Source organism: Ferrimonas lipolytica, from assembly GCF_012295575.1.
Lineage (GTDB): Bacteria > Pseudomonadota > Gammaproteobacteria > Enterobacterales > Shewanellaceae > Ferrimonas > Ferrimonas lipolytica.
The window spans coordinates 1,177,554-1,203,313 of sequence record NZ_CP051180.1; the positions used below are offsets into that span (position 1 = coordinate 1,177,554).

Below are 25,760 nucleotides of genomic sequence, written 5' to 3' on the forward strand. Positions count from 1 at the left end.
TAAAAACTCTAGCCACGCAAGGCTACAGTGGCTTTTGTTTGGCTGTGTCACAGTTAAGTGTTGCGGCTGATATCAAGCCTTCGGCTCTACCGGTTGCAGAACTCTTAAGGGTTATGTCGGGGTGGCGACAGCACATTCTTGTATGCATTAGGGGGAAGCTTTGCCCCCTTTGGAATCCCTCTTTACCTTAGGTCGCAGTTCAAAACGCTTCGCTAGACTGCTCCAATGCGGCGCAAGAGCAACGGCGGTAGTGCTTTCCCCTTGTATCAAAATTCATCTAGCTGGTGCTTTAACAACATTGGAAAGAACAACACTTCTTTGGCACACAGCCTTTTGTTTTGTAAGCGGTTGATTGTTAGGGCGAGATGTCACAATGTGAACAAGTTATCATCAAGGAATAAGGCTCATGAATAGCTCGCTTGGCATTGTCACCATCTCATTGCTCTATATTTCCTTGTTGTTTTTGGTGGCGTGGGCTGGAGAGCGGTGGACCGGAAAGCGGATGGAGCGAGCGCTGCCAGCAATTTATGGTTTGTCGTTAGCGGTGTATTGCTCAAGCTGGAGCTTTCTTGGCACGGTTGGCCAAGCGGTCGAAAGTCCGTGGGCATTTTTGCCTATTTATATCGGCCCGATTCTGCTGTTTAGCCTTGGCTTTGGCTTCCTGCGTAAGGTTGTTGGGGTTGCCAATGATCAAAGCATCACCTCGGTAGCTGACTTTATTGCCGCACGATATGGCAAGTCACAGGTGCTGGCCGTTGTGGTTACCTTGTTAGCTCTGTTGGGATTGATGCCTTACATCGCTCTGCAGTTGAAAGCAATGGTGGTATCGATAAATCTTTTTCAAGATCAGCACCCCATCGACCCCAGCCTATTAGCTTTGGGCATTGCCATCAGTCTGGCGATATTTGCTATCTTTTTTGGTACCAGAAAGCTCGATGCCACCGAGCACAACCCCGGCATGATTATGGCGGTGGCGTTTGAGTCCATTATTAAGTTGGCGGCCTTTATTTTGGTTGGTTTGGTGGTGGTCTACACCGCCTTTGATGGCCCGTGGGATCTGTTTGCACAGGCTAAGCAGCAACAGAAGTTACCGCCACTTAGCCTCGATCTATTAGATGTTGCTCCAGACACCATTATTGCGATGGCAGCCTTTGTGGCGCTGCCGCGCATGTTTCATGTATTGGTGGTTGAGAATCAGCGGCCGCAGGACATCAATCGTAGCCGCTGGTCGTTACCTATCTATTTAATGTTGTTCTCGCTGTTTGTGATTCCCCTTGCGATAGCCGGGCGGGTATTGATTGGTGACCAAGCCAGCCCCGATACTTACGTAATTGTGTTGCCCCAAGTATTGGAGATGCAGTGGCTAGCGGTGGTTGCACTGCTTGGGGCGATCTCTGCGGCCAGTTCGATGGTGATCGTGGCGGTGGTTAGTGTTGCCATCATGATCTCTAATGAATGGATGATCCCGCTGTTACTGCGCAGTGGTCGTATTCGAGGCAAAAATTTTAATCAATTCTCAACCCGGCTACTTAACACCCGCCGATTTATTATCGTAGTGGTGTTGTTTGGTGCCTACGGCGCCTATCTGCAAGTCGGTGATGCGCCAAGCTTGGCTCGGATAGGTATGCTTGCTTTTGGTGCCTTTGCTCAACTTGGACCCGCACTAGTAGGCGCGGTGTATTGGCGTGGTGGACATCGTCACGGGGTTTTAGCGGGACTGAGCATAGGGATCATTGGCTGGGCAATGGTGCTGGCGAAACCTATTTGGCCAGCGGTTGAAATGCCATTTGATTGGTTTGGGCTAACCAGTGATATGAGCCAACTGTTGTTGGTAATGACCATCAACGGGCTAATTTATGTCGCCGTATCTACCATGGTTAGGCCGTCGGTAACAGATAGAGTACAGGCGCGGATCTTCACCCAAACGCAGGTAAGCGACAAAAATAGCGAGCGCCGGTCAGGGGCGATTTCGCAACAAGACTTGTTACTGCTAGTGAGCCGTTTTGTTGGCCCAGAGCGGGCCTATCAACATTTTGCCCAGCAATTCCCCAGTTCGATCGCCCGCGATACGTGGAACAAGCACGCTGACCCTGCCATGGTGGAAACCGGCGAACGGTTGATAGCTTCGGTACTTGGGGCGGCATCGGCATCGGCGGTACTCGATAGTGTGTTATTGGGGCAAGATCTGGCCATTGACCAAGTGTTCAGTTTGGTTGATGACGCCAGTGCCAAGATTCTGTTGAGTCAAGATCAGATGCGCGGCGCTATTGAGCATGCTGCAGAAGGGATCAGCGTGGTCGATGGGGATCTAAATCTGGTGGCATGGAATCGTACCTACGAAACCTTATTCGATTATCCACAAGACTTTCTGGTGGCGGGAATGCCAGTGGCAGATATTGTCCGTTATAACGCTAGCTTAGGGCGCTGTGGACCAGGAACCGTTGAAGACCATGTGGCTAAGCGTGTGTCGTTTATGAAGGCCGGCTCTGCCCATAAATCGGAACGTCGCCGCGGTGATGGCCGCGTGATTCAAATCCAAGGTAACCCTATGCCTGACGGTGGTTTTGTGATGACATTCTCCGACATCACCGATTTTAGGCGACAGCAGCAGGAGCTCACCCTAGCAAATGAAACGCTGGAGCTAAGGGTTGCTGAGCGAACTCAAGAGCTGACCCAATTAAACCAACGCTTGTTACAGGCTAAGGCAGCGGAAGAGCAAGCTAACCAGTCAAAAACTCGTTTCCTCGCTGCTGTTGGCCATGACTTAATGCAGCCGTTGAATGCCGCCAGACTGTTTACTGCTTCACTGTTGCAAGAAACTAAACATAGTGAAGCAGATAGGGCATCACTGGTGAACATTGCCGGCTCGCTTCGTAGTGCCGGAGAGATGTTGTCGGATCTGCTCGATATTTCCAAGTTAGAGTCTGGCACGTTGTCGATTAAACGGCGGCCGGTGGCGTTATCGTCGATACTCGAACCTTTGGTGGTTGAGTTTGAAGCGATGGTATCCGGGGCTGGATTGCGCTTTCGTCACCGGTTGTTAGATGTAAACGTTGATACTGATCCAAATATGCTCCGTCGGGTGGTGCAGAACTTTCTTACTAACGCGTTACGCTACACAGATCGCGGCACCATCTTGCTTGGTTGCCGTCGTCGTCATGGTGCAGTCGAGATCCAGGTACTTGATACCGGCTGTGGCATTGATGACGCCGATATGTCGCTTATCTTTGCCGAATTTAAACAAGTGGATGTGCACCGCGGCGGTAATGGGCTGGGGTTAGGTTTAGCCATTGCCGATCGAATTGCCAAAGTGTTAAATCATCCTCTGGCCGCAACCTCTTCGCTGGGCCGCGGTTCGATGTTCTCAGTTACTGTCCCTATTACTAGCGAAGCCGTCGCGGCCAAAACGCAAACCAGTGTGATAGCCAATCGAACGCAACCATTGGCAGGTATAGTAGTGCTCTGTATCGATAACGAAGCGGCGATTCTGTCTGGGTTAAAAAGCTTGTTGGAGCGCTGGCAGTGCCAGGTGGTTACCGCAACCTGTCTCGAGGAAGCTAAGCTCCAGCTTGGCTTTGCCGGGGTAGCACCGGATGTGATGCTGGCGGATTATCATCTGGATAACAATAAAACCGGCTTAGATGCGATGTTAGCGATTCGAGCTAGTTACGGGAATGATATTCCCGGGATCTTAATCACCGCCGATAACCGTAAAGAACTGATTGAACAGGTGGACTCACTCAACTTTGGCTTTATGGCAAAGATGGTGAAACCGGCGGCACTGCGGGCGATGATGTCATCGATGTTGCGGGCACGCGGTTGATGACAATGTCAGTGCCATCAAAGGGTTTGCGTTAGCCTTGAACTTACTGGTTTAAATAGCAGCCGAGGATAGTGATAGCAGCGCCGTAACTTCATGGTCGGCGGCGCTACGATAGGCGTTTCTCGTGCTGAGGCTTAGCCTTTAGATTTGGCCTTTTCTAGCATCTTTGCCATCTCAATCTGTACCTGTTGCATCCCCTTGAGTGGACGCAGCATTACTTTAAAATCCTTGATTTGGCCGTTGTCATCCCACTCAATCATATCAACACCATTAACGCTGATGCCGTTCAGTTGCAGCTGGAACTCCAAAATGGTGTTAGTGCCAGATTCAACTTCACGGACATAGCTAAAACTGTCGTTTAGTAGCACTGAAAAGGCTGAGCTTAGATACAGCTTTACCAAAGGTTTGCCTTCCTGTGGCGTATGAACGACTGGCGAGTGGAACGTGGCGTTATCGGCAAGCAGTTCATCCAAGGCACCGATATTGCGTTTGGAGATCATCTCGTGCCAGTAAGCTGTTCTATTCATGTCACTTTCCTTGTTGTTAGAGAGACAACTTATCCTGCCGCAGAAAACATCCACTGGCTAGTGCTTTTGCTTAGCTGGTTTTAATACTCCGTGGCTGAGTCGAGCCAAGGTTAGATGTGCGAGGGGAATGTTGTGGTGGGCTAGAGGGTTGTCAGTTTGATTAGGGCAGGGGGGGCGTTAACCAGATAATATCAACAGCCAGCAAATAAAAAGGCTGTGTACCAACTAAGTGTTGTTTTCTCCAATGCTGTTAAAACACCGGCTCGGTGAGTCCCAATACTAGGGCAAAGCACTACCGCCGTAGATATTTTGCTGCTTTGGAGCAGTTCAGCGAAGCGTTTTGGACCGCGACCTAAGGCAAGGGGGGATTGCAAAGGGGGCGGAGTGTAGTGGTCTAATGAATACAAGAATGTGCCGTCGCCACCGCGACATTCACCCCTAAAGCACCGAAATCGATGAAGCCGAAGGCTTAAGATAAGCTTCAACAGCTAACTACGACACAGCCAACAAAAATGCCACTCGGATGAGCGAGCGGCATTATCTGTAGTGACTAAGCATTATGGTATTAACGTTGTTGTAAACGTTGGTACCAAGAGCCATAAAGCATAATTCCGAGTGCCGATAAACTGCCAATAGCGGCAATTAGGTACCAAGCAAAGCCGATATCGTGGCTAAGATAGAGCTGCTCGGTTAAAGTAATGGCGTCGATGCCGGTAAACTCAACCAAGCGGGTGAACGCTTCACCATGGGGGATTGCGGCTACCATCTCTGCAGAGGCACCTTGCTCAGCAAACATCTGCCGAGCAAACATCTCTTTGGAAGCGTACATCTCGTAAAGCTTTGGTCCCCAGTAGCCTTCCAGCCCCCAGCCAATTCCTTGCGGCAACATAACGAAACCAAGGTACATCGCTTTCTTTCCTTCCGGCGCGATATTGCCCATAAACTCGTTCTTCTTCGGGCTGATCATCATCTCGCCTAAACTGAACAGAGCAATAGCAAACACCATTGCCCAAGCAAAGTTGGAGGAACCAATAATAAAGAAGGCGACGATCGAGGCGACGGCACCGGCAAGCATCGCATGCATGATGCGGAACTTAGCGGTTAGCGCAGCAATCAGGAAACAGCTGGTCATAATCATACCGGCGTTTAGGTTAAGCATGCCCTCAGGCATCACCTTAGTACCAGAGTTATCAAGTCCCAACCAGAATTGGGCGAAACCGTTTTGGGTTCCTTCTGGACCAAATAGGTCACGCACAATAATGGAGGTATCGACCCATTCAGAGATATGAACCGGCAGAACATCAAATAACGCATTGAACAGGAACCAAAAGCCAGAGAACACTAGCATGTACCAAAATACGATTGGTTTTTTTAGTTCGTTAAAGGCGTCCTTCCACAGCGCGGTTTGGACAACCTCACCAGACTTCACTTTAGCTTGGCGCTCAAGTCGTTCGGTCTTGCCGGGCTCTTTATAGGCCAGCAACATAATGAAGTTAAGCGAGATAATAGCAGCACAGGCGTAGAACACGTTTTCCCACGCGAGCTGACGCAGATGCACCGCCATCAACGGGCCAAGGAAGCCGCCAATGTTCACTGTCTGGTAAAAGATGCCCCAAGCCATGGATGCGTTTTCTTTCTTGGTTGCCAGAACCAGTGTGCCTTGGATCCCCGGTTTGAAAATACCTGTGCCGGTTGCCAGCAATATGGCGCCGGCAAGAAAGCCATAGAAAGAAGGGAAGGTGGCCATCACTAAGTAACCAGCAATCTTCAAAATGGTTGATGCGAAAATGGTCTCTTTATAGCCAACCCGATCTGAGATCCCGCCGGTAAAAACTGGCACGAAGGTTTGCAGCAATGCCCAGATCATCAAGATGATACCGAAATCACCCATGGTGATCCCCAAACCACCTGCGGAAGTGGGCGCCTGTGCATACAGCGCGGCACTGCTCTTAATTCCGTAGTAAGCGAAGCGCTCAATTAGCTCCATACCGCCAACTAACCAAAATACGTAGCTGAGGCTGGCAATAGAGGCCCATAGTCCGAGTTGTTTTACTTCACGCAAGTCATTGTCGGCGTGCGTTGTATTCCCTGTCATAGATTCGTAACGTCATTGTTTAATTTGGCGGTAAAAATACATCAAATTGATAACTAATTACATGCGCCAGCTCGATAGTTGAACGATTAGAGAAAGCATGTTGTGCTTATTTTTTTACAAAATGTGGCATAAACGAAAAGTGTGATTCAGGCACTTGATTGCGGTAGTGGGTTTGTTGCAGATGGTGAACCAAGGTGGCTATGGTTTGTTCTCTTGTTCGACCTCAATTTATGAACAGTCTGTTCTGTTCAAAATTTTCTAAATCATTGAAAATTCGCAGGAGTTTTTTCGCTAGTGAATGTAATATGTTCGTAATAAAACTACATTTGGTGTTTTTTTGCTCACCAGAGATTGTCGAAAGCTTGAGCGAGTTTTGAGCGCAGATTAGTTGGAGTAGCTCAATAGTGTGATGCGCATCACATTCGCTGGAGCTGGAAGGTTATCTCTCTTGATTGTCATTGGCTAGCGTTATATCGATGTGGGTGTGGTTCCCTACTAAAGGGAATTTAATAAGAAAATTACTACAACGGAAGATCAATGATGAAAAAAGCGCTCGCTTCTACTGCTGTTGCAGTTTCACTGGCCTTGACCACATTTGCTGCTTCTGCAGCAGACTTCAAGCCTGCTGTAGCCTACGATACTGCTGGTAAACACGATAAATCTTTTAACCAAGCTGTTTACGAAAACGGTGTTACCGCTTTCAAAAAAGAGAAAGGCGTAAAGGTTAAAGAATACACCCCTTCTAACGACACTCAGCGTGAGCAGGGTTTGGAAAAGCTGGCTAAACGTGGCCACTCTCCAATCGTAGTTGTAGGTTTTAACTACGCAGCAGCACTGAGCAAAGTTGCTCCTAAGTTCCCTGAGACCGACTTCGTAATCATCGATTCCGTTGTCGATCAGCCAAACGTTAAGTCGTTGGTATTTGCTGAGCATGAAGGCTCATTCTTGGTAGGTGCTTTGGCAGCTATGAAGTCTGAAACCAATGCAGTTGGTTTTGTCGGTGGCATGGACATCCCTCTGATCCGTAAGTTCGCTTGTGGTTACGAGCAGGGTGCTAAGTACGTTGCTAAAGACGCAAAAGTACTAGAAAACATGACCGGTTCTACCCCTGCTGCGTTTGCAGATCCAGTACGTGGTGCTGAGCTGGCTAAGTCTCAGTTCTCTCAAGGCGCTGACGTAGTATTCGCTGCTGCCGGCGGTACTGGTAACGGTGTTTACCAAGCGGCTAAAGACGAAGGCAAATTGGCCATCGGTGTTGATTCAAACCAAAACCACCTGCACCCAGGTGTGATGCTGACCTCAATGGTTAAGCGCGTTGGTTACACCACCTTCAAAGTATTCGAAGATTACCAAGCTGGTAACTTCAAAGCTGGTATCCAAGCGAATGGCTTAGCTGACGGCGGCATCACTTGGGCATTAGATAAGTACAACCGTGACTTGGTTTCTGCTGATCAAGAAGCAAAGGTTAACGCTATCGCAGCGAAGATCATTGCAGGCGAAATCAAGGTTCACGACTACATGTCTGACAGCACCTGTAACTACTAATTCGTCCTGAATTAGCGCTCTATTAAAGCCTCACCAAGCGATGCTTGGTGAGTCTTTTGCCCCAAAAAGTGTTACCCGCATAGCGAGAAAAGCAATGGCTCAAGCCTCGAACGCGCCACGTATGGCGTTGGAACTTCGCGGAATTGATAAGCGGTTTGGCGAAGTGCGTGCCAACCAAGACATCAACCTGAAAATTCCAGCCGGAACGGTTCACGGTATCATCGGTGAAAACGGTGCCGGTAAATCAACCTTGATGAATATCATCTATGGCTTCTACGAAGCGGATAAGGGTGAGATTCTAGTTGACGAAAAATTATGTCACATCCCTAACTCCCGAGAAGCGATTGCTGCAGGCATCGGTATGGTTCACCAACATTTTATGTTGGTTGATAACTTCACTGTGCTTGAAAACGTAGTGCTTGGTGCGGAAGAAGGGGCAATGCTAAACGTTAGCTTACGTAAGGCTCGTAAAGAGCTGCAACGTCTGGCCGACGAATACCAGTTAACGGTTCCATTGGACGCCACAATTGAAGAGCTTCCAGTGGGTTTGCAACAGCGAGTAGAGATTCTCAAAGCACTCTACCGTGGTGCACGGGTGTTGATTCTTGATGAGCCAACCGGTGTACTAACTCCGCAAGAGACTGACGATCTATTTAAGATCTTAGACACTCTGCGTGAGCAAGGCGTAACCATCCTGCTTATCACCCATAAACTGCGCGAAATCCTTGCGGTTACAGACAATGTGTCAGTAATGCGCCAAGGCGCCATGGTGGGTCACGTTAAGACCTCAGAAACCAGCAAAGAAGAACTTGCTGAACTGATGGTAGGCCGTAAGGTTCGTCTTAAAGTTGAAAAAGAAGCAGCGACACCAAAGCAGGTGTTGATGTCCACTAAGGATCTAACCTACACCGACAGTCGTGGCGTTGATATGTTGAAAAAGGTCAACATTGAAGTGCGCGCAGGTGAGGTTGTGGGCATTGCTGGTGTATCCGGTAATGGTCAGTCCGAATTGATGGAAGTGCTGTCTGGTATTTTGGTACCAACTAAAGGTCAGGTGCAGATTGGTGAACACATCATCACTGCTGAAAACCCAAGCGATCCAAAACACGTTCGTGATATGGGCGTCGGCCATGTACCAGAAGATCGTTTGGCGATGGGGCTTATTAAGAGCTTTAGCGCCGAAGAGTCAGCGATGCTTGGCTTCCACGAGCAAGAGCAGTACACCGGCAAGATCTTCAATAAACCACAAGCTATCACTGAAAAGTGTGCCGCGCTGATGGAAGAGTGGGACGTGCGCCCACGTAATCCAAAACTGCGTAGCTCGCTGTTCTCCGGTGGTAACCAGCAAAAGCTGATTATTGCCCGTGAAGTTGACCAAGATCCTGATGTATTGATGATTGGCCAGCCAACTCGTGGTGTTGATATCGGTGCAATTGAGTACATTCACAAACGCATTATCGACATGCGTGACCAAAACAAAGGGGTTTTACTGGTTTCAGTAGAGCTTGATGAAATCTTAGCGCTATCTGATCGCATCGTCGTGATGTTCGACGGCAATATCGTTGGTGAAGTACCAGCGGATAAAGCCAATGAGCGCATCCTCGGTATGATGATGGCGAACGTAATGCCAGATGAATTACTACAGCAAAACGCAGGAGAAAACCTGTGAACAATAATAACTTACCAACTTGGATTAACGTCCTAGTATTGCCGTTACTAAACCTTATTTTAGCGTTCGCTATCGCCGGTTTGGTATTTATCGCCATCGACGTAGATCCCGTTGAAGCCGCTCGATTAATCATTGAAGGCGCTCTGGGTTACGAAGAGGGGATTGGCTACACCCTGTATTACGCCACTAACTTTATTTTTACCGGTTTGGCGGTTGCCATCGCGTTCTCCGCTGGTTTGTTCAACATTGGCGGGGAAGGTCAGGCGTACATTGGTGGTTTAGGCACTGGTTTGGTTTGTTTGGCACTTGATGCCAGCATGCCGTTCTGGATTCTGTTCCCACTGTCGATGCTTGGTGGCATGCTGTTTGGTGCGCTGTGGGCATTTATTCCGGCTTACTTGCAAGCATATCGTGGTAGCCACGTGGTAATTACCACCATTATGTTTAACTTCATCGCCTCTTCGTTGATGGTGTACTTGATGGTAAACGTATTGAAGCCAGAAGGTCAGATGTCTGCGGTTTCACGTTTGCTTGAAGAAAGTGCGCGTTTACCGTTCATTCATGACATGTTTGGTTGGGTTGGCATTGAGTTAGAGCAAAGCCCTCTTAACGCCAGCTTCTTGATTGCCTTGGCTGCATTGGTATTCGTTTGGGCATTGTTGTGGCGTACCCGCTGGGGCTTTGCCATTCGAGCGTTGGGTGCTAGCCCAAGTGCCACTAACTACGGCGGCATCAACCCGAAACGCCTAACCGTAATCGTAATGCTTATCTCTGGCGCTATGGCTGGTTTGTTGGGCATGAACGAAATCACCGGTTACAGTCACCAGTTACGTTTGGACTTCGTTGCCGGTTACGGATTCACCGGTATTGCGGTAGCGCTTATCGGCCGTGGTCACCCAATCGGTATCCTGTTCGCTTCAATCCTATTTGGGGTGCTGTTCCAAGGTGGTAACGAGTTAGCGTTTGAATACGACAACATCGACCGTGAAATGGTTGTGGTGGTTCAGGCGCTGGTTGTTCTGTTCTCCGGTGCTTTGGCGATGATGCTGGTAAATCCAGTAACCAAGATTTACCAAGCCGTTTCTAGCCGCCAAGCGAAGGAGGCCTAAGCCATGTTTGATACCGTGATTTTGCTGCTTGATTCGACCTTACGGATCTCAACGCCGCTATTGTTATTGGCATTGGCTGGGTTGTTCTCTGAGCGTTCAGGCGTTGTAAACATCGCCTTAGAAGGTAAGCTATTGGCGTCGGCGTTTGCTGCGGCCACAGCGGCTTACTGGAGTAACAGCGTTTGGATTGGTCTATTAGCTGGTATTGTTGTTGGTGTTATTACCGCAATGATCCACGGCTTTGCGTCCATTACCCACAAGGGCGATCAGATTGTATCTGGTACCGCTATTAACATGTTGGCAGCGGGTCTAACCATTGCTTTGGGCCGTTACTGGTTCGAAATGGGGGGACAAACCCCAGCATTGGTCGGTGACCAGCGCTTTACCGGCATTACGCTGCCATTCGCAGATGCATTGGCTGACGTACCGTTAATCGGTTCGTTGTACTCCACCTTGTTGTCTGGTCACAATCTGCTGGTTTACTCAGCCTTTGCCTTAGTTCCAATCTCTTGGTGGATACTGCAACGTACCCGCTTTGGTTTGCGGTTACGAGCTGTTGGTGAAAATCCACATTCAGTCGATACCGCTGGTATCTCTGTAACCTGGATGCGTTACCGCGCACTAATGATTGCTGGTGTATTGGCAGGTATTGCCGGTGCTTACCTGTCTACCGCGCACGCTGCTGGTTTCGTACCAAACATGAGTGCAGGTAAAGGCTTCATCGCGTTGGCTGCACTTATCTTCGGTAAGTGGCGTCCAGTTACGGTTATGTTCGGTTGTTTACTGTTTGGTTTGTTGGATGCATTGGCAGTACGTCTGCAAGGTGTTGAACTGCCAGTCATCGGCGAAGTACCAGTGCAGGCGATTGAAGTATTACCATACGTACTGACTGTACTGTTATTGGCTGGTTTCATCGGTAAAGCGGTTGGCCCTAAAGCGGTCGGCACGCCATACGAGAAGTCGCGTTAATCGCCAATTAGCGCAGCACTGAATGAAGGCCCCAACTAGCAATAGTTGGGGCCTTTTTGCTGTTCGAGAGCGCTCATATACCTTTGCCGTTATTGAGCAACGGCGCTATCTAATTTCGTCGATTGTTGCAATTAATCTTGCAGATTCTCAAGCATCAACCCTAATAATCGTTGCAGCTCCTGTTGATCTGCTTCGGTCATATGTTGGGTCATGGTGCGTAATCGTGCAGCATCAATCTCCCTTATCTTTTTCATCACTGCGGCTCCTTCGCTGGTAACAACCAACAGTTGGCTGCGTTTGTCATTGGGGTTGGGCTGCTTTTGTAGGTAGTCCAACGAAAATAACGTGCTTAGTAAGCGAGTTACCTGCGCTTTATCACGGCTTAGAAAGCGGGCAATGTCGTTAGCGGTGCACTGCGGTGTACTGCTGATGATCTTCAATACACGGACATGCATCGGCGTGATATCGAGATGCAATTGTTCAATGTCTGCATGGACCTGTCGCTTAAGCGTGTGCACTAGTCCAAACAGGTTTTCTAATGGATTGAACTGGCCTTGCATAAAAATCCCTCAATAATATAGTTGACAATGTCAACCAAAAGGCTATAGTTGACATTATCAACTAAATGCTTGGCAACATCAACGACGGAGGTGTGATGACGGTATCGACTTTAGCTGTGACAAACAGCACCGAGCAAACAAAGACGCCTGTATTCCAAAAAGTACTGGTTGTAATGGCTTTGGTGATTGTGATTGGCGGCACGTTAACCGGGGTAATGACCTATTCAAACATTGGGTATACCGATAGCTTTTATCAAAGCTGGCTTAGCGCATTTGTTACCACCGCATTAGTAATGATGCCTACCGGGGTGTTGATGAATTTGCTGCTTAGCAAGTTGGCCACTTACTTTATACCTAGTGCCAGTAGCAACGCTCGAAATGCAGTCGTTGGCATTAGCATGGCACTGATCATGGAATCGATTATGTCGTTTACTACAGCGATTAAGAACATTGGTTTTACTGATGCAGGTATGTTCATGCGCGGCTGGTTAGATGGGCTGCTGTTTGCATTGCCGCTAGGACTGACATTAATGCTGATAATGTCGATGACAGTAAAGCCTAAGGTAGAAGCGTTTTTAAGAAGTTAATGGTGCGAAATAAGTTGAATGTTTTGCACTAATTAGAAGACTAATTTTAATTGAAAAAGGGTTAACTATGAAACAACCACATCATTATCGCGTAACCATTGAAGAGATTGATCCTGAATCGCAACAGGCATCGGCCACGCTACAATTTGAGTTTGATGATCGTGAAGATATGCTCAATGTGGTCGATAAAATTGGCCAACACAGCGGCTTGGAAAAAGCTGATGCAACCCGTGTCGGAGTAGCACTGCGTTTGCTTGGCCCTGTGATGATGGGCAACCGGAAGCATGCGCTGTTTAGTGATTTTATGCCGCACTTTAAAACGTTTATGCATAACCTGAAAACAACAGTGAAGCAGCAACGGGGCCTGTAGAGTCGAGCTCAAATGTAATCAGCATTTGGGCAATTGATTAGCTCTGTTACTGAGGCAGATTAATGGTGAGCTATGCTCACTTATAAACTTAAACCAGTCAATAAATACTGACCTAATATTTCCTTTTGCAATACCGAACGACGAATATCATGGTGAATATTGTCGTTTATTGTTGGGGCCAATGTAGCCCCGTTGCGGCTAATTTGATAACTATTGCAATGTTATTTAATGCTCATACTGCGTTGTCGCTGTAATTCTGTGCGCTAGTCGCGGTAGTAAATGGGCTAACGGCGAGCTTTAATCTGTGGTTTGATAATCTAGAACAATGCGCAGGCGGCATGGGGGGTAAAATAGGAGGATGTACAGACCGTTAAATCAGATAGAAAGAACGCAATATGTCTCGTGTGGTATTAACCCTTATCGGGTTATTTACAATGTGTACTCTGGGAATAGGCTCTGCTTATGCTGTTGAGGTTGGTGAGCTAGCTCCAAATTATTTGGGAACCGATCCCCGCGGCAATCAGATTTATGTCAGTGATAATAGCGGTCAGCTGGTGGATGTGTCGTTGTCGGCCTCGTGGTGCGGACCCTGTTTAAAGAGCTACCTATTTTAGAAGGCTATGTACCAACTAAGTATTGTTCTTTCCAATGCTGTTTGTAGTGGTCAAGAAAAAGTAGCACCGGCTGGGCGAGTGTTGATACAAAGGGTAAAGCACTACCGCCGTTGATCTTCTGCCGCATTGGAGCAGTTCAGCAAAGCGTTTGGACTGCGACCTAAGGCAACGGGGATTTTAACGGGGACGAAGCTCCCCCCTAATGCATACTAGAATGTGCCGTCGCCACCGTGACATAACCCTTAAGGGTACTACAGAGAGCCGTTAGTATGGTATTAGTCGAGTGCTGTTTGTTGAAGCCAATGTTTCTTCTCTTCCCTTGATTTATGGCTTTATATAGCAGGTTGTCAGTGGTAATGATTCTCTATTCAAACGCAATATCTAACCACACTCTAAAATTTAAAATAGTTGCACCTTATATTGATGCTGAATCAATTTACGTTACTTTCCTTTGAAAAAGTTACCGTAGAAAGGTTGGCTTAAATCATCTTCACTGCTGGCTTTGTGTGAACGCAGTTAACCTGTATTGCAACGCTATTGGTTATTATTTAGTTGGAATTATCACGGCAGCATCCACTAGCTGTTGCTGCAACTTGTATTGCAACCGTTGTTTGGCTTCGTTGTCGCCGTGGACTATACGGATATGTTTAGGTGGGTGACGCATTCGCGTTGCAAAGCTGATTAGGTTTTTCTGATCGGCGTGGGCTGAGTAGCCGCTGATTGTATGTACCTTGGCGTTAATATTGATCTTGTTGCCATTGAGAATGACGTAACCGCCTTTCGGGCCGAATTGTTGGATATCTCGTCCAGGGGTTCCCTGTGCTTGGTAGCCAACAAATACAATGTCGGTGCGAGGGTCTGGCAAGAATGCTTCGAGATAGTTCATTATTCTGCCGCCACTGCACATACCGCTTGCTGCAATAACCACAGCCGGCTTGTTGCGGCGCTGTAAGTAGTTGATGGTGGCTAGGTGATTAGCGTGACTATCCACGGTATAGAGTGTGTCGAAGTCGAGCGGGTGTCGCCCTTGGGCTAATTCTCGTTTGGCTTCCTTATCCCACAACTGTTTAAACTGTTGATAATAATCGCTGAATTTGGCTGCGAGGGGGGAGTCTACAATGATCTCTAACTTCTGCCACAGCGGCACCCCTTTATGATGGATCTGCTCTAATTCATACAGCAACTCTTGGGTCCGACCCATACTAAAGGCTGGGATCAATACTATTCCGTTGTCGCTTACAGCACGCTCAATAGTTTGTTGTAGGGCATCACGTCGTGCTTTTCTTCGCTGGTGAAGTTTGTCTCCATAAGTACTTTCAATAACCAATATATCTGCGCGATAGGGCGGTTTAGGTGAAGGTAATAATGGCGTGTAAGGCGCACCGAGATCGCCAGAAAATACCACCGTTTGTTGTGGTTGTAGCGTTAAGGTTTGGATCTCGATATAAGCTGAACCCAGAATATGCCCCGCAGGCTGTAAGCGGATCCTTGCCAGTTGATTGGGCATGGTTTGCCATTGCTTATATGGCAACGGTTGCAACTGCCGCTTTAGTTTGGTGATTACGGCGTTAATCAAACGACTGTTGCGGGTAACCCCGACTTTTAGCGCGTCCTCTAATACCAATGGCAGCAACGCTGACGTGGCTTCGCTGGCGTAGATGGGGCCGTTAAATCCGCTCGCCAGTAGATAGGGAATGCGGCCAACGTGATCGATATGACTATGGGTCACTAGCAATGCATCAATAGTGTCGATAGCAAAATCAATTGGCAGCTCGTCGCCATCAACTGCGGCTGTTTTCTCAGCACCTTGGAATAGACCGCAATCGATGAGAAGGCTGTGATTATCGTTTAGGAACAATTGGTGACAAGAACCGGTAACGCCTGAGACGGCCCCGTGATGATCAATACGCATCGCTAACCCTAACTGAGTGTTTGATTAAGTTAACGTTAACTTAGTCTAAATCGGTTAGATATTTTAAGGCTGTGTACCAACTAAGTGTTGTTCTTTCCAAGGCTGTTAAAGCACCGGCTAGGCGAGTTGCGATTCAAGGGCAAAGCACTACCGTCGTTGTTCTTCTGCCGCATTGGAGTAGTTCAGCAAAGCGTTTGGGCTGGGCGTTTGTCTGCATTGGTTGCCATTAGTGACGATGGCAGCGACATACCCACGGTAGATAGTGAGCGGTTATACCGCGATGTTGATATGTTTAGGGCGCACGTTTTGCTTGATAGAGTAACGCTCGGACAGCGGCAGTTGTGCGTTAGGTAGTGCCGTCTGGTTACGTTGGATCTGCTCGTTGAAGGCCGATGCCAACTTGATGGCGTCGAGACTATCAAGCTGCGAGTTACCGTTCCAATCGTTTTGAGCGGTTAAGCTTGGCTTAGGTGCTGCGGTAACATCATTGGCCCAGACGACACTGGCTTCTTCTGTAGGAAGCGAGAACATCTGCGATTGCTGTTGCTGCGACTCAGATTGTGAGCGTGCTTGTGGCAATTTAGGTATTGGGATGATGCTTATCGACATAACAATCAGCTGCTTTATAACGTTAAGTTAATGGTGCCCGATTGATTTATGTACTTCGAATAATAACGAATCCGTATTCAGTTAGCGTACAAGCTAGATTCAGGCTTCATTCAACTTCGTCGATGAATTGTGTTCTGTGTGTTTTGATTGATCGTTTGGTTCGAAAATAATCAAAAATGTGACAACATGATGCCATTCAATTCAGCCGCTCGTTGCATCGGGGCTGAGAGCGGTTTAGAACCAATTATTATTTGCTTGGAAAGAAAACTGCCGTCCAATGACGGCAGTTTGAGCAGAGTTAAGCGATGGCACAGCCGAGCGCGTTAGACGGCGATGTTGATGGCAATTGGTGCTGTTGGTGTCTGCTCAGAGTAGCGCGACTCAATAAAGTTCTGGCTGTGATTCTCTAACGTTTCTGCCCGCTGGATCTGGCGATTAAGCTCAACGGCTTGCTGCATTGAAACCGAATTACTGTCATCAGAACTTTCGGCATTATCGCTGTCGGAGCCATTTTGATAGCTCTCAATCATGCCTTGGTAATGGTTTACCTGTGCCTTGGCCACCACAGCTGTTTTTTGATTGTCGCTGAGTGACTTAGGGTCATCAACGATTGGCTCTGGCAATGGAGTAGGTTGCGGTTGGATCGTAATCGGTGCCGGCATAATCGGCTGAATGCTCATCATAACGGTCGTCTCCCAATCAAATATGGTGGAATGATATCACAAGTGTAACTATCGAGAGAGCAATTAGTGACCGTTATTCAGACTGGGTTCAAATTAAAAATGAACTAGTTAGGCCGTTAGATGACAGTGCGTCTGTGCTTAAATAGGGTTAGCAAAGCGACAATCAGTGTCATTCATTAACCGTTACAGAGCCTTTTTTGCCATCTCTAATTGTTGTAAGGCAATAACGGCTTGGGTGCGGTTGCGAACCCCAAGTTTGCGAAAAATGGCGGTTGCGTGAGCTTTAATTGTGGCTTCAGATACCTCAAGATCGTAGGCGATCTGTTTATTGAGCAGCCCTTCGGCAAACATCTGCAACACCTTATATTGCTGTGGTGTTAGTTCAGCTAAGCGATTACCTACGTCATCACTCTCGCTTGTTAAGTCTTGTTCAGACAGGTTTGCTGGAATATAAGTTTCACCATCAAGCACTTGTTGAATGGCGGCGGCAAACTCCGCAGGTGGGGCGGACTTAGGGATGAAACCCTGACCATCGTACTTAAGCGTTTTACTGATGGTGGTAGTGTCTTCGTGGGCAGAGATAACCACAACCGGTACTGCGGGGTAATGGCTACGAAGATGAATGAGGGTGGAGTAGCCGTGGCTGTCAGGCATCTCTAGATCAAGTAATACCAAATCGATGTCGTGCTGTGACAGGATGGTTTCCAACACTGCGGCACCGTCGGCTTCGAGCCAAGTGGCTTCCATTTGGCTATTCAACGCCTGTTTTAGGGCGCTGCGAAACAGCGGATGGTCGTCGGCAATTACGATATTAAGTGCAGTGCTGTCCATCTATCTCATTCTTTAGTAAGTGACTCGTACCACTATAAAAAACTAAATTGAGACAAAAGTCACCCCAACCTTGGATTGGGGTGAGAAACGTTGTGTTTTTTAACGGTTACGACGAGCTTGTACTGCTTTGGCGAGTTTACGCAATAACTGTTCTGAGTCGTCCCAGTTAAGGCAGCCATCGGTAATGCTTTGGCCAAAGGTCAGTGGCTTACCTGGTTCAACACTCTGCTGACCAGCAACTAAGAAGCTCTCTGCCATTACACCGCCAATTTGATCGCCGTGGGGTTGGCTCATCTGTTCGATGATGTCATCCGCAACTAATAGCTGACGCTGGTGTTGCTTTAAGCTGTTGCCATGAGAGAAGTCGACAACCAGTTTGGAGATAACGCCGCTGTTGGCCAAGCGTTCGCTGGCGTCAATAACGTATTCCGCTTGATAGTTCGGCTGTTTACCACCGCGCAGGATTACGTGACCAAATGGATTACCATGGGTGCGGTATACGCTCATCTGACCATCTTTATCTGGCGAATAGAAGATGTGTGGTTCGCGGGCGGCACGAGCAGCATCAATGGCGATCTTCATGTTGCCGTCGGTGCCGTTCTTGAAACCAACTGGACAGGACAGGGCCGAAGCCATCTCGCGATGGATCTGGCTTTCGGTGGTACGAGCACCAATGGCTCCCCAAGTCACCAAGTCAGCGATGTACTGACCATTGACCATATCGAGGAACTCGGTAGCGATTGGTAGGTTCATCTCAGTGATGTCTACCAACAGTTTACGCGCTAAGCGCAGGCCTTTGTTGGCACTGAAGCTGCCGTCCAGATCGGGGTCGGAAATCAGGCCTTTCCAACCAACAATGGTACGCGGCTTTTCGAAGTACACTCGCATAACGATCTGCAGGTCGTCTTTTAGCTCTTGCTGTAGTTCAGCCAGCTTTTCAGCGTAAGCGATAGCCGCACTGGTATCGTGAATCGAACAGGGGCCGATAATCACTACCAGACGGTCATCTTGGCCGCCTAAAATGGATTCAACATCGCGGCGGGCTTGAACAAGATTGTCTGCAGCTACGGTGCTCAATGGGTATTCTGCGGCCAGCTCAGCCGGAGAAATTACCTTCGACAACAGTGTTGTGCGAAGTTCATCTGTTTTTATGGTCATGCGCTTCCAACGGGACAACTGGAAAACCGCCAATGGGCGGCAAATTGGCATGAGTATACCGAATTTGGCGTCGATGTGGCGGATCGAATTGTGAGGTAATGCAGGTCTGTTGCTTATCTGTGCAATCAACAGACCATAAGCGAGGGTTTCGGGTTAGAACATCTTACGTTCAAGCTTGGTTTCCGACAGGATCTTGGTGGCGATCTCTTCAACGGAATGGAAGGTGGTATTTAGAAATGGAATACGCTGTTTCTTGAATAACATCTCTACCTCTTTTACTTCCATCCGGCATTGGCGCAACGACGCATAGGTACTGCCAGCTAAGCGTTGATTACGGATTTCGTGCAAACGCATAGGATCAATGGTGAGACCGAACAGTTTATGTTTGTGCTTCATTAGCTCAGTAGGCAGCTTCAATTCATCCATGTCTTCAGCAATAAATGGGTAGTTAGCGGCTTTTACGCCAAACTGCATCGACAAGTAGAGACTCGACGGCGTTTTGCCACAGCGTGACACTCCCACCAAAATGACATCAGCCTGATCCAGATTCTTCATCGAGATACCGTCGTCGTTATCCATCGCAAAATGGATAGCGTCGATACGATCGTTGTAAGAAGCGTTGTCAATTGAGTGGGTTCTGTGTGTTTTAGGGTCGGATTTAATCCCTAACTGTTGTTCAAGCGGAGCCACGAACGTATTTAGAAAGTCGTAATCTAATCCTTCCGAGGAGTAAATAATGCTACGTATCTCTGGATTAACAATCGAATGAAATACGAGAGGTCGCTCTCCTGTGGTAATAAAACAGTCATTAAGCTGCTTTTTAACATCTTCTGCTTTTGCCGTTGTCTCCACAAAAGGGATGGTTGTTTGTTCAAATTCTATGGGAAATTGTGACAAAACAGCGTGACCAAACACCTCTGCAGTGATTGCCGTGCCATCCGAAATGTAAAACACTTTACGTCCCATAACTACCTCTTCGTGGATAATGTAGTAATAAAATTACAAATAAAATTAGTCATTTACCGTTGCTTCAACGTCAGTGTAAAATGCCGACGCCCCTACTGGAAGGGGGTTTATAATTAAAAACCGAGGTTGTGAGGATAGAACTGTGACCCAATATGTACTCTGGTATCAGGAACTTGGTATGAACGACGTCAACCGAGTTGGCGGAAAGAATGCCTCGTTGGGCGAAATGATCAGTAACCTAGCAAACGCAGGTGTGCAGGTGCCGGGTGGTTTTGCTACTACTTCAGATGCTTTTAACGAATTTTTAGAACAAAGTGGCCTGAACGAAAAAATCTACACAGTTCTCGATAAGCTTGATGTCGATGACGTGAATGCGCTTGCCGAAGCTGGTAAGAACATTCGTCAGTGGATTATCGATACACCTTTCCAAGGCGACTTGAACCGCGCCATTGAAGAATCTTACGCTGAACTTTCTGCTGACGGTAGCGAAGAGGTTTCATTTGCGGTTCGTTCATCTGCTACTGCTGAAGATATGCCTGATGCATCCTTCGCTGGTCAGCAAGAGACTTTCCTAAACGTTCGTGGCATCGCCGCTGTAAAGCTTGCTATTCACCACGTATACGCTTCCCTATTTAATGACCGCGCCATCTCTTACCGCGTTCACCAAGGCTACGATCACCGCGGTGTCGCGTTGTCCGCAGGTGTACAGCGCATGGTTCGCTCTGACAAATCATCTTCAGGTGTGTTGTTCTCAATTGATACCGAATCTGGCTTCGAAGACGTAGTGTTTATCACTTCGGCATACGGCTTGGGCGAGATGGTTGTTCAAGGCGCGGTTAACCCTGATGAATTCTACGTTCATAAGCCAACCATGGCGCAGGGGCACAACTCCATTGTTCGTCGTAACCTCGGTTCTAAGCTGATCCAAATGGTTTACTCCGGTGACGAAGCCCACGGCAAGCAAGTTGAGATCATCGACGTTCCTACTGAGATGACCAGCAAATTCTCTATCACCGACGAAGAGGTGATGGAACTGGCTAAGCAAGCGGTAATCATCGAGAAGCACTACGGTCGTCCAATGGACATCGAGTGGGCTAAAGATGGCTTAGACGGCAAACTGTACATCGTACAGGCTCGTCCAGAGACCGTTCGCTCTAATGAAGACGCGCAGGTTATTGAGCGCTTTAACCTTGCCAACCGTTCTAATGTACTGATTGAAGGCCGCGCAATTGGCCATAAGATTGGTGCTGGTACCGCTAAGGTTCTGGATTCTATCGAGCAGATGGACTTGATCCAGCCAGGCGATGTTCTGGTTACCGACATGACTGACCCAGATTGGGAACCAATCATGAAGCGTGCTGCAGCTATCGTTACTAACCGTGGTGGCCGTACCTGTCACGCTGCAATTATCGCCCGCGAATTGGGCATTCCTGCAGTAGTAGGTTGTGGTGATGCAACCAGCGTTATCGCGAATGGCCAAGAGGTTACTGTTTCTTGTTCTGAAGGTGATACTGGCTTTATCTACGACAGCAAGCTTGAGTTTGACGTGACAGAGTCTCGCGTTGATAGCCTGCCTGAACTGTCAATGAAGATCATGATGAACGTGGGTAACCCAGATCGTGCTTTCGATTTCGGTCGTTTACCAAACGAAGGCATCGGCTTAGCCCGCCTTGAGTTCATTATCAACCGTATGATTGGTGTGCACCCGAAAGCGTTGTTGAACCTCGAAGATCAGGATGCATCAACCAAAGCTGAAATTGCAGAGATGATGCAGGGCTACGATAACCCGCGTGAGTTCTACATCGCTCGTTTGGCTGAAGGTGTGGCTACTCTGGCGGCATCGGTATACCCGAAACGCATTATCGTTCGTATGTCTGACTTTAAGTCAAACGAATACGCTAACTTGGTTGGCGGTGATCGCTACGAGCCAGAAGAAGAGAACCCAATGTTGGGCTTCCGTGGTGCGGGCCGTTACATCGACGATAGCTTCCGCGATTGTTTCGCTCTTGAGTGTGAAGCGATTAAGCGCGTTCGTTACGAGATGGGCCTTACCAACGTTGAGATGATGATCCCGTTCGTTCGTACCGTTGGCGAAGCTGAGCAAGTTATTGCTGAGATGGCTAAGAACGGTCTCAAGCGTGGCGAGAATGGTCTGAAAGTGCAGATGATGTGTGAACTGCCATCAAACGCATTGCTGGCGGATCAGTTCTTGGATCACTTCGATGGCTTCTCTATCGGTTCTAACGACATGACTCAGCTTACTCTGGGTCTAGATCGCGACTCCGGTATCATTAGCCACCTGTTTGATGAGCGTGACGAAGCAGTCAAGGCACTGCTGTCTATGGCTATCAAAGCGTGTAAGGCGCGTGATAAATACGTTGGGATCTGTGGTCAGGGGCCTTCCGATCACGAAGATTTTGCTCAGTGGTTGGCGGAAGAGGGTATCGATTCGGTCTCCTTGAACCCAGATACTGTGGTTGATACCTGGTTGTACTTGGGTAAAAAATTAGCAAAATAAGCTAATCAGATAACCTAATAAAAACACATCCGAAAGAAGCCGCTGCTAAAGCGGCTTCTTTTTTTTATGCTAGTGCAACTTAGATCGCAGATTCGATCCATGCCATCTTGTTTGTTGGCAGCGGATCCGCCACGGTTACTAATACCAACTGTGTTAGGTTCTAACTCGTGGCTCTACAAGGACTTTTTATGCTGCCCGCACTGCACCCAGAGGCATCTGTTGCCGCCGATTACCAACAATTTCTTACCGCACTGAAGGGGGCTGGTTTTAGGGGCGATATTGAAACGCGCTATGGCCACCGTATCAACTACGCCACTGATAACAGTATCTACCAGCTGTTACCGCAAGCGATCATCAGTCCAAAGACCGTTGCAGATCTGCAGGTAGCACTGCAACTTGCTTCTAGCAGTGTGCAATATCAACAGCTTAGTTTTAGCCCCCGCGGTGGCGGCACCGGTACCAACGGCCAAGCACTGAATACCGGTATCATTGTCGATACTGCCCGTTATCTGACTAAGGTCGATGTTGTTGAGCCAAGCGCAAAGACTGCGGTAGTGCAATGCGGGGTTATTAAAGACGCGCTTAATGATGAGTTACGGCCTCACGGACTGTTTTTCTCGCCAGATCTCTCCACCTCAAATCGCGCCACCATTGGTGGGATGATCAGCACCGACGCCTCTGGTGCTGGCTCACTGGTGTACGGAAAGACCTCCGATCATGTGTTGGGCATTACCGCAGTGCTCGATGACGGTTCATTGTTGGAGACCGCACCGTGGGATGCCGAGGCGCGAGCCAAATTGACCGGCCGTGGCCGTCAACTTGCGCAAGATATCTTGGCGCTGTGCCAGCAGAAACAGGAGCAGATCGAGTCCCGTTTTCCGAAGTTAAACCGCTTTCTTACCGGTTACGATCTTAAGCACTGCTACGATCCACAAACCGATATTCTCGATCTTACCCGCTTGCTTTGCGGTGCTGAAGGCACCTTGGGTTTCGTTGTTGCAGCGCGGTTGGATCTCACCGATATTCCGGTGCAACGGGTGTTGGTTAATATTCAATATGACAGTTTCGATAGTGCACTACGCGATGCGCCGTCACTGGTTGAAGCAAATGCTACTGTGGTTGAAACCATCGATGCCACAGTTCTTGGCTTAGCTAAGCAAGATATCATTTGGCATAACGTTGCCGCTTTAGTTGAGCCTGAACAAACAGACAGTCGTTTTGATGGCATCAATATGGTTGAGTTTGCTGGTAGCGAAGAAGATGTTGCAGCCGGTGTTGATGCCTTGCTAGCGCGATTAGATACCAAACCTAGCTCGATTCTTGGTTATAAGGTTTGTCGCGATCTGGTTAGCATTGGCCGAGTGTATGGCATGCGCAAGAAGGCCGTTGGTTTGCTTGCTGCAGCTAAGGGCAGTCGTAAACCGATAGCCTTTGCCGAGGACACTGCAGTACCACCGGAGAAGTTGGCCGACTTTATCGCTGAATTTCGTACTATTTTGGATAGAGAAAAGCTCAACTACGGCATGTTCGGTCACGTTGACGCAGGGGTACTGCACGTTCGCCCTGCGCTGGATATGGCGGATCCCGCCGATGAACAACTGCTGTATCGGCTCTCTGATGAGGTGGCAGCTTTAACCCAAAAGTATGGCGGTTTGATGTGGGGGGAGCACGGCCGCGGTATTCGTTCGAAATATGGTCCGGATGTGTTTGGTGAGCTGTTTGATGACTTGCGCCAGATTAAGGCGTGGTTTGACCCTCATAATAAACTCAACCCCGGCAAGATCTGTACACCACTGGGCAGCGACGACCAACTGTTGCCGTTGCAAACCAAAAGCCGCGGTGCATTTAACCGTCAGATCAGCCCCCACAGCCGTGAAGAGTATGAGCGCGCCATTCGCTGTAACGGTAATGGTTTGTGCTTCAACTACCAAAAACAATCGCCGATGTGTCCGTCATACATGGCCAGTGGCGACCGAGTTGAAAGCCCTAAAGGGCGCGCTGATCTGATGCGGGAATGGTTGCGATTACTAGCAGAGCAGGGCATCGACTTAAGCCAATACCCACCCAAGCCAGCAAGTGTGTGGGAGCGAACCAAGAACAGTTACCGCAACGGCGACGACTTTTCTCACGAAGTCTATGCGGGAATGCAAAGCTGCCTAGCCTGCAAAGCGTGTTCAGGAGCCTGCCCAGTTAAAGTGGATATCCCAACCTTGCGGGCAGAATTTCTTCACCACTACTACGGCCGTTATCTCCGTCCAGCCAAAGATTACTTGGTTGCAGGCTTAGAAGACACCTTGCCGCTGCAATCGAAGATGCCGAAGTTGGTTAATGCGTTAAGCCAGAACGCTATTGCTGTAAGCGTAATTAAGCTGTTGTTCGGTTATGTCGATGCGCCAGCACTGTCGGTGCCGACCTTGCAACAACGAGCACCAAGCCAACCACAGAGCATTAAGCAGCTCGAGCAGCAACTGCATCGTCTCAATGAGCAAGAGCGCGCTAACACCGTGTTGTTGGTGCAGGATCCCTTTACCAGCCACTATGATGCGCTGGTGGTGGAGCAAGCATTACACCTGCTGAGCAAATTAGGGTTTAATGCGATTTTGGTGCCGTACTTAGCTCATGGTAAGCCGCAACATATTAAAGGTTTCACTAACCTGTTTAAGAAGACCGCTACTCGAACCACTGAGGTGCTCAACCGATTAACGACCTACGGTGTGCCGATGGTGGGTATTGATCCAGCGATGGTGCTGACTTATCAAGACGAGTACGTTGAATCGCTTGGGATTAAGGCGATCAAATTTGAAGTACAGTTATTAGCGCCGTTTTTACTTAGCCACCTATCACGCTGGCAAGCTGTGCCTACATCCGGCAAGAAGTTTCGCTTGATGGGCCATTGTACAGAAAGCAGTGTTAGACCGCAGGGTGCTGCAGAGTGGCAAAAGTTGATGAGTCATTTTGGTGCCGAGCTTAACCTTGTTAGTGTTGGCTGTTGTGGTATGGCTGGGACCTACGGCCATGAGGTTGCCAACCTTGAGATATCCAAGCAGCTGTATCAGATGCACTGGTCCGGGCCCTTGTATCAAGGCGATGGTGAAGCTTTAGTGAGTGGCTATTCATGTCGTAGCCAAGTTAAACGTTTGGACAAACGGCAGATGCGCCATCCGCTGCAAGCGTTGTTGGATCTGGTTGAGTAGCTATTCAACGCAGAGATTGGA

General features: G+C 48.4%; 18 protein-coding genes. 9 read left to right on the forward strand and 9 right to left on the reverse strand.

From position 1 onward, the window contains the following. Window positions 1-406: 406 nt before the first annotated feature. A complete protein-coding gene (locus tag HER31_RS05660) occupies window positions 407-3,823 on the forward strand; it encodes a hybrid sensor histidine kinase/response regulator (protein WP_168659651.1) in 3,417 nt (1,138 codons plus the stop codon). Between the two features lie 134 nt (window positions 3,824-3,957). On the opposite strand, the gene HER31_RS05665 is transcribed toward HER31_RS05660, so the two are convergent. After that, window positions 3,958-4,350, reverse strand: coding sequence for a nuclear transport factor 2 family protein (locus HER31_RS05665; protein WP_168659652.1), 393 nt, complete (start codon window positions 4,348-4,350; stop codon window positions 3,958-3,960). 565 nt (window positions 4,351-4,915) lie between these two features. Continuing rightward, window positions 4,916-6,445, reverse strand: coding sequence for an MFS transporter (locus HER31_RS05670; protein WP_168659653.1), 1,530 nt, complete (start codon window positions 6,443-6,445; stop codon window positions 4,916-4,918). Between the two features lie 540 nt (window positions 6,446-6,985). Between HER31_RS05670 and HER31_RS05675 the strand changes: the two genes are divergently transcribed. From HER31_RS05675 to HER31_RS05690, 4 genes are all read left to right on the forward strand, one after another. Continuing rightward, entirely contained in the window at window positions 6,986-7,990 is a 1,005-nt protein-coding gene (locus HER31_RS05675) for a BMP family lipoprotein (RefSeq protein WP_168663177.1), read from the forward strand. A gap of 94 nt (window positions 7,991-8,084) precedes the next feature. Further along, window positions 8,085-9,659 (forward strand): ABC transporter ATP-binding protein, encoded by a 1,575-nt coding sequence (locus HER31_RS05680; RefSeq protein ID WP_168659654.1) that lies wholly within the window; start codon window positions 8,085-8,087, stop codon window positions 9,657-9,659. Continuing rightward, a complete protein-coding gene (locus HER31_RS05685; protein WP_168659655.1) occupies window positions 9,656-10,768 on the forward strand; it encodes an ABC transporter permease in 1,113 nt (370 codons plus the stop codon). Before HER31_RS05680 ends, HER31_RS05685 begins: the two co-directional genes overlap by 4 nt. Before the next feature lie 3 nt (window positions 10,769-10,771). Beyond that, window positions 10,772-11,737 carry an ABC transporter permease gene (locus HER31_RS05690; protein WP_168659656.1) on the forward strand — a complete coding sequence of 322 codons (966 nt, stop codon included), beginning with the start codon at window positions 10,772-10,774 and terminating at the stop codon, window positions 11,735-11,737. A 131-nt stretch (window positions 11,738-11,868) separates the two neighbouring features. Here HER31_RS05690 and HER31_RS05695 read toward each other — a convergent pair whose 3' ends face one another. Further along, the gene (locus HER31_RS05695; protein ID WP_168659657.1) at window positions 11,869-12,297 is read right to left on the reverse strand and encodes a MarR family winged helix-turn-helix transcriptional regulator; all 429 of its coding nucleotides are present in this window, start codon (window positions 12,295-12,297) and stop codon (window positions 11,869-11,871) included. A 95-nt stretch (window positions 12,298-12,392) separates the two neighbouring features. Between HER31_RS05695 and HER31_RS05700 the strand changes: the two genes are divergently transcribed. Both HER31_RS05700 and HER31_RS05705 read left to right on the forward strand, forming a co-directional pair. Next, on the forward strand, window positions 12,393-12,884 hold the full coding sequence (locus HER31_RS05700; protein ID WP_168659658.1) for a DUF2798 domain-containing protein: 492 nt from the start codon (window positions 12,393-12,395) through the stop codon (window positions 12,882-12,884). Between the two features lie 67 nt (window positions 12,885-12,951). After that, window positions 12,952-13,254, forward strand: coding sequence for a DUF3861 domain-containing protein (locus HER31_RS05705; RefSeq protein ID WP_168659659.1), 303 nt, complete (start codon window positions 12,952-12,954; stop codon window positions 13,252-13,254). Window positions 13,255-14,412: 1,158 nt separating this feature from the next. Here HER31_RS05705 and HER31_RS05710 read toward each other — a convergent pair. The 6 genes from HER31_RS05710 to ppsR form a co-directional block, all read right to left on the reverse strand. Next, window positions 14,413-15,780: an MBL fold metallo-hydrolase gene (locus HER31_RS05710; protein WP_168659660.1), complete on the reverse strand. Its 1,368-nt coding sequence runs from the start codon at window positions 15,778-15,780 to the stop codon at window positions 14,413-14,415. Between the two features lie 270 nt (window positions 15,781-16,050). Next, window positions 16,051-16,389, reverse strand: a complete 339-nt coding sequence (locus HER31_RS05715; protein ID WP_168659661.1) for a hypothetical protein — start codon at window positions 16,387-16,389, stop codon at window positions 16,051-16,053. Between the two features lie 323 nt (window positions 16,390-16,712). Further along, the gene (locus HER31_RS05720) at window positions 16,713-17,072 is read right to left on the reverse strand and encodes a hypothetical protein (RefSeq protein WP_168659662.1); all 360 of its coding nucleotides are present in this window, start codon (window positions 17,070-17,072) and stop codon (window positions 16,713-16,715) included. Window positions 17,073-17,255: 183 nt separating this feature from the next. After that, a complete protein-coding gene (locus tag HER31_RS05725; RefSeq protein WP_168659663.1) occupies window positions 17,256-17,903 on the reverse strand; it encodes a response regulator in 648 nt (215 codons plus the stop codon). Window positions 17,904-18,002: 99 nt separating this feature from the next. Further along, entirely contained in the window at window positions 18,003-19,061 is a 1,059-nt protein-coding gene (locus tag HER31_RS05730; protein WP_168659664.1) for a 3-deoxy-7-phosphoheptulonate synthase, read from the reverse strand. A gap of 153 nt (window positions 19,062-19,214) precedes the next feature. Beyond that, window positions 19,215-20,027 (reverse strand): posphoenolpyruvate synthetase regulatory kinase/phosphorylase PpsR, encoded by an 813-nt coding sequence (gene ppsR, locus HER31_RS05735; protein WP_168659665.1) that lies wholly within the window; start codon window positions 20,025-20,027, stop codon window positions 19,215-19,217. 142 nt (window positions 20,028-20,169) lie between these two features. Here ppsR and ppsA point away from each other — a divergent pair, with 142 nt between their 5' ends. Next, window positions 20,170-22,545, forward strand: coding sequence for a phosphoenolpyruvate synthase (gene ppsA / locus HER31_RS05740; RefSeq protein WP_168659666.1), 2,376 nt, complete (start codon window positions 20,170-20,172; stop codon window positions 22,543-22,545). A 188-nt stretch (window positions 22,546-22,733) separates the two neighbouring features. Then, window positions 22,734-25,739, forward strand: coding sequence for a D-2-hydroxyglutarate dehydrogenase YdiJ (ydiJ, locus tag HER31_RS05745; RefSeq protein ID WP_168659667.1), 3,006 nt, complete (start codon window positions 22,734-22,736; stop codon window positions 25,737-25,739). The last annotated feature ends 21 nt before the right edge of the window (window positions 25,740-25,760 follow it).

What these genes read in the sequence shown, in the direction of transcription:
- HER31_RS05710 (WP_168659660.1), bottom strand. Translation starts at nt 15,780, where the DNA reads ATGCGTATTGATCATCACGGGGCCGTCTCAGGCGTTACCGGTTCTTGT.
- HER31_RS05705 (WP_168659659.1), top strand. Translation starts at nt 12,952, where the DNA reads ATGAAACAACCACATCATTATCGCGTAACCATTGAAGAGATTGATCCT.
- HER31_RS05660 (WP_168659651.1), top strand. Translation starts at nt 407, where the DNA reads ATGAATAGCTCGCTTGGCATTGTCACCATCTCATTGCTCTATATTTCC.
- HER31_RS05665 (WP_168659652.1), bottom strand. Translation starts at nt 4,350, where the DNA reads ATGAATAGAACAGCTTACTGGCACGAGATGATCTCCAAACGCAATATC.
- HER31_RS05700 (WP_168659658.1), top strand. Translation starts at nt 12,393, where the DNA reads ATGACGGTATCGACTTTAGCTGTGACAAACAGCACCGAGCAAACAAAG.
- ydiJ (WP_168659667.1), top strand. Translation starts at nt 22,734, where the DNA reads ATGCTGCCCGCACTGCACCCAGAGGCATCTGTTGCCGCCGATTACCAA.
- HER31_RS05690 (WP_168659656.1), top strand. Translation starts at nt 10,772, where the DNA reads ATGTTTGATACCGTGATTTTGCTGCTTGATTCGACCTTACGGATCTCA.
- HER31_RS05720 (WP_168659662.1), bottom strand. Translation starts at nt 17,072, where the DNA reads ATGATGAGCATTCAGCCGATTATGCCGGCACCGATTACGATCCAACCG.
- HER31_RS05675 (WP_168663177.1), top strand. Translation starts at nt 6,986, where the DNA reads ATGAAAAAAGCGCTCGCTTCTACTGCTGTTGCAGTTTCACTGGCCTTG.
- HER31_RS05725 (WP_168659663.1), bottom strand. Translation starts at nt 17,903, where the DNA reads ATGGACAGCACTGCACTTAATATCGTAATTGCCGACGACCATCCGCTG.
- HER31_RS05695 (WP_168659657.1), bottom strand. Translation starts at nt 12,297, where the DNA reads ATGCAAGGCCAGTTCAATCCATTAGAAAACCTGTTTGGACTAGTGCAC.
- HER31_RS05715 (WP_168659661.1), bottom strand. Translation starts at nt 16,389, where the DNA reads ATGTCGATAAGCATCATCCCAATACCTAAATTGCCACAAGCACGCTCA.
- ppsR (WP_168659665.1), bottom strand. Translation starts at nt 20,027, where the DNA reads ATGGGACGTAAAGTGTTTTACATTTCGGATGGCACGGCAATCACTGCA.
- HER31_RS05680 (WP_168659654.1), top strand. Translation starts at nt 8,085, where the DNA reads ATGGCTCAAGCCTCGAACGCGCCACGTATGGCGTTGGAACTTCGCGGA.
- HER31_RS05730 (WP_168659664.1), bottom strand. Translation starts at nt 19,061, where the DNA reads ATGACCATAAAAACAGATGAACTTCGCACAACACTGTTGTCGAAGGTA.
- HER31_RS05670 (WP_168659653.1), bottom strand. Translation starts at nt 6,445, where the DNA reads ATGACAGGGAATACAACGCACGCCGACAATGACTTGCGTGAAGTAAAA.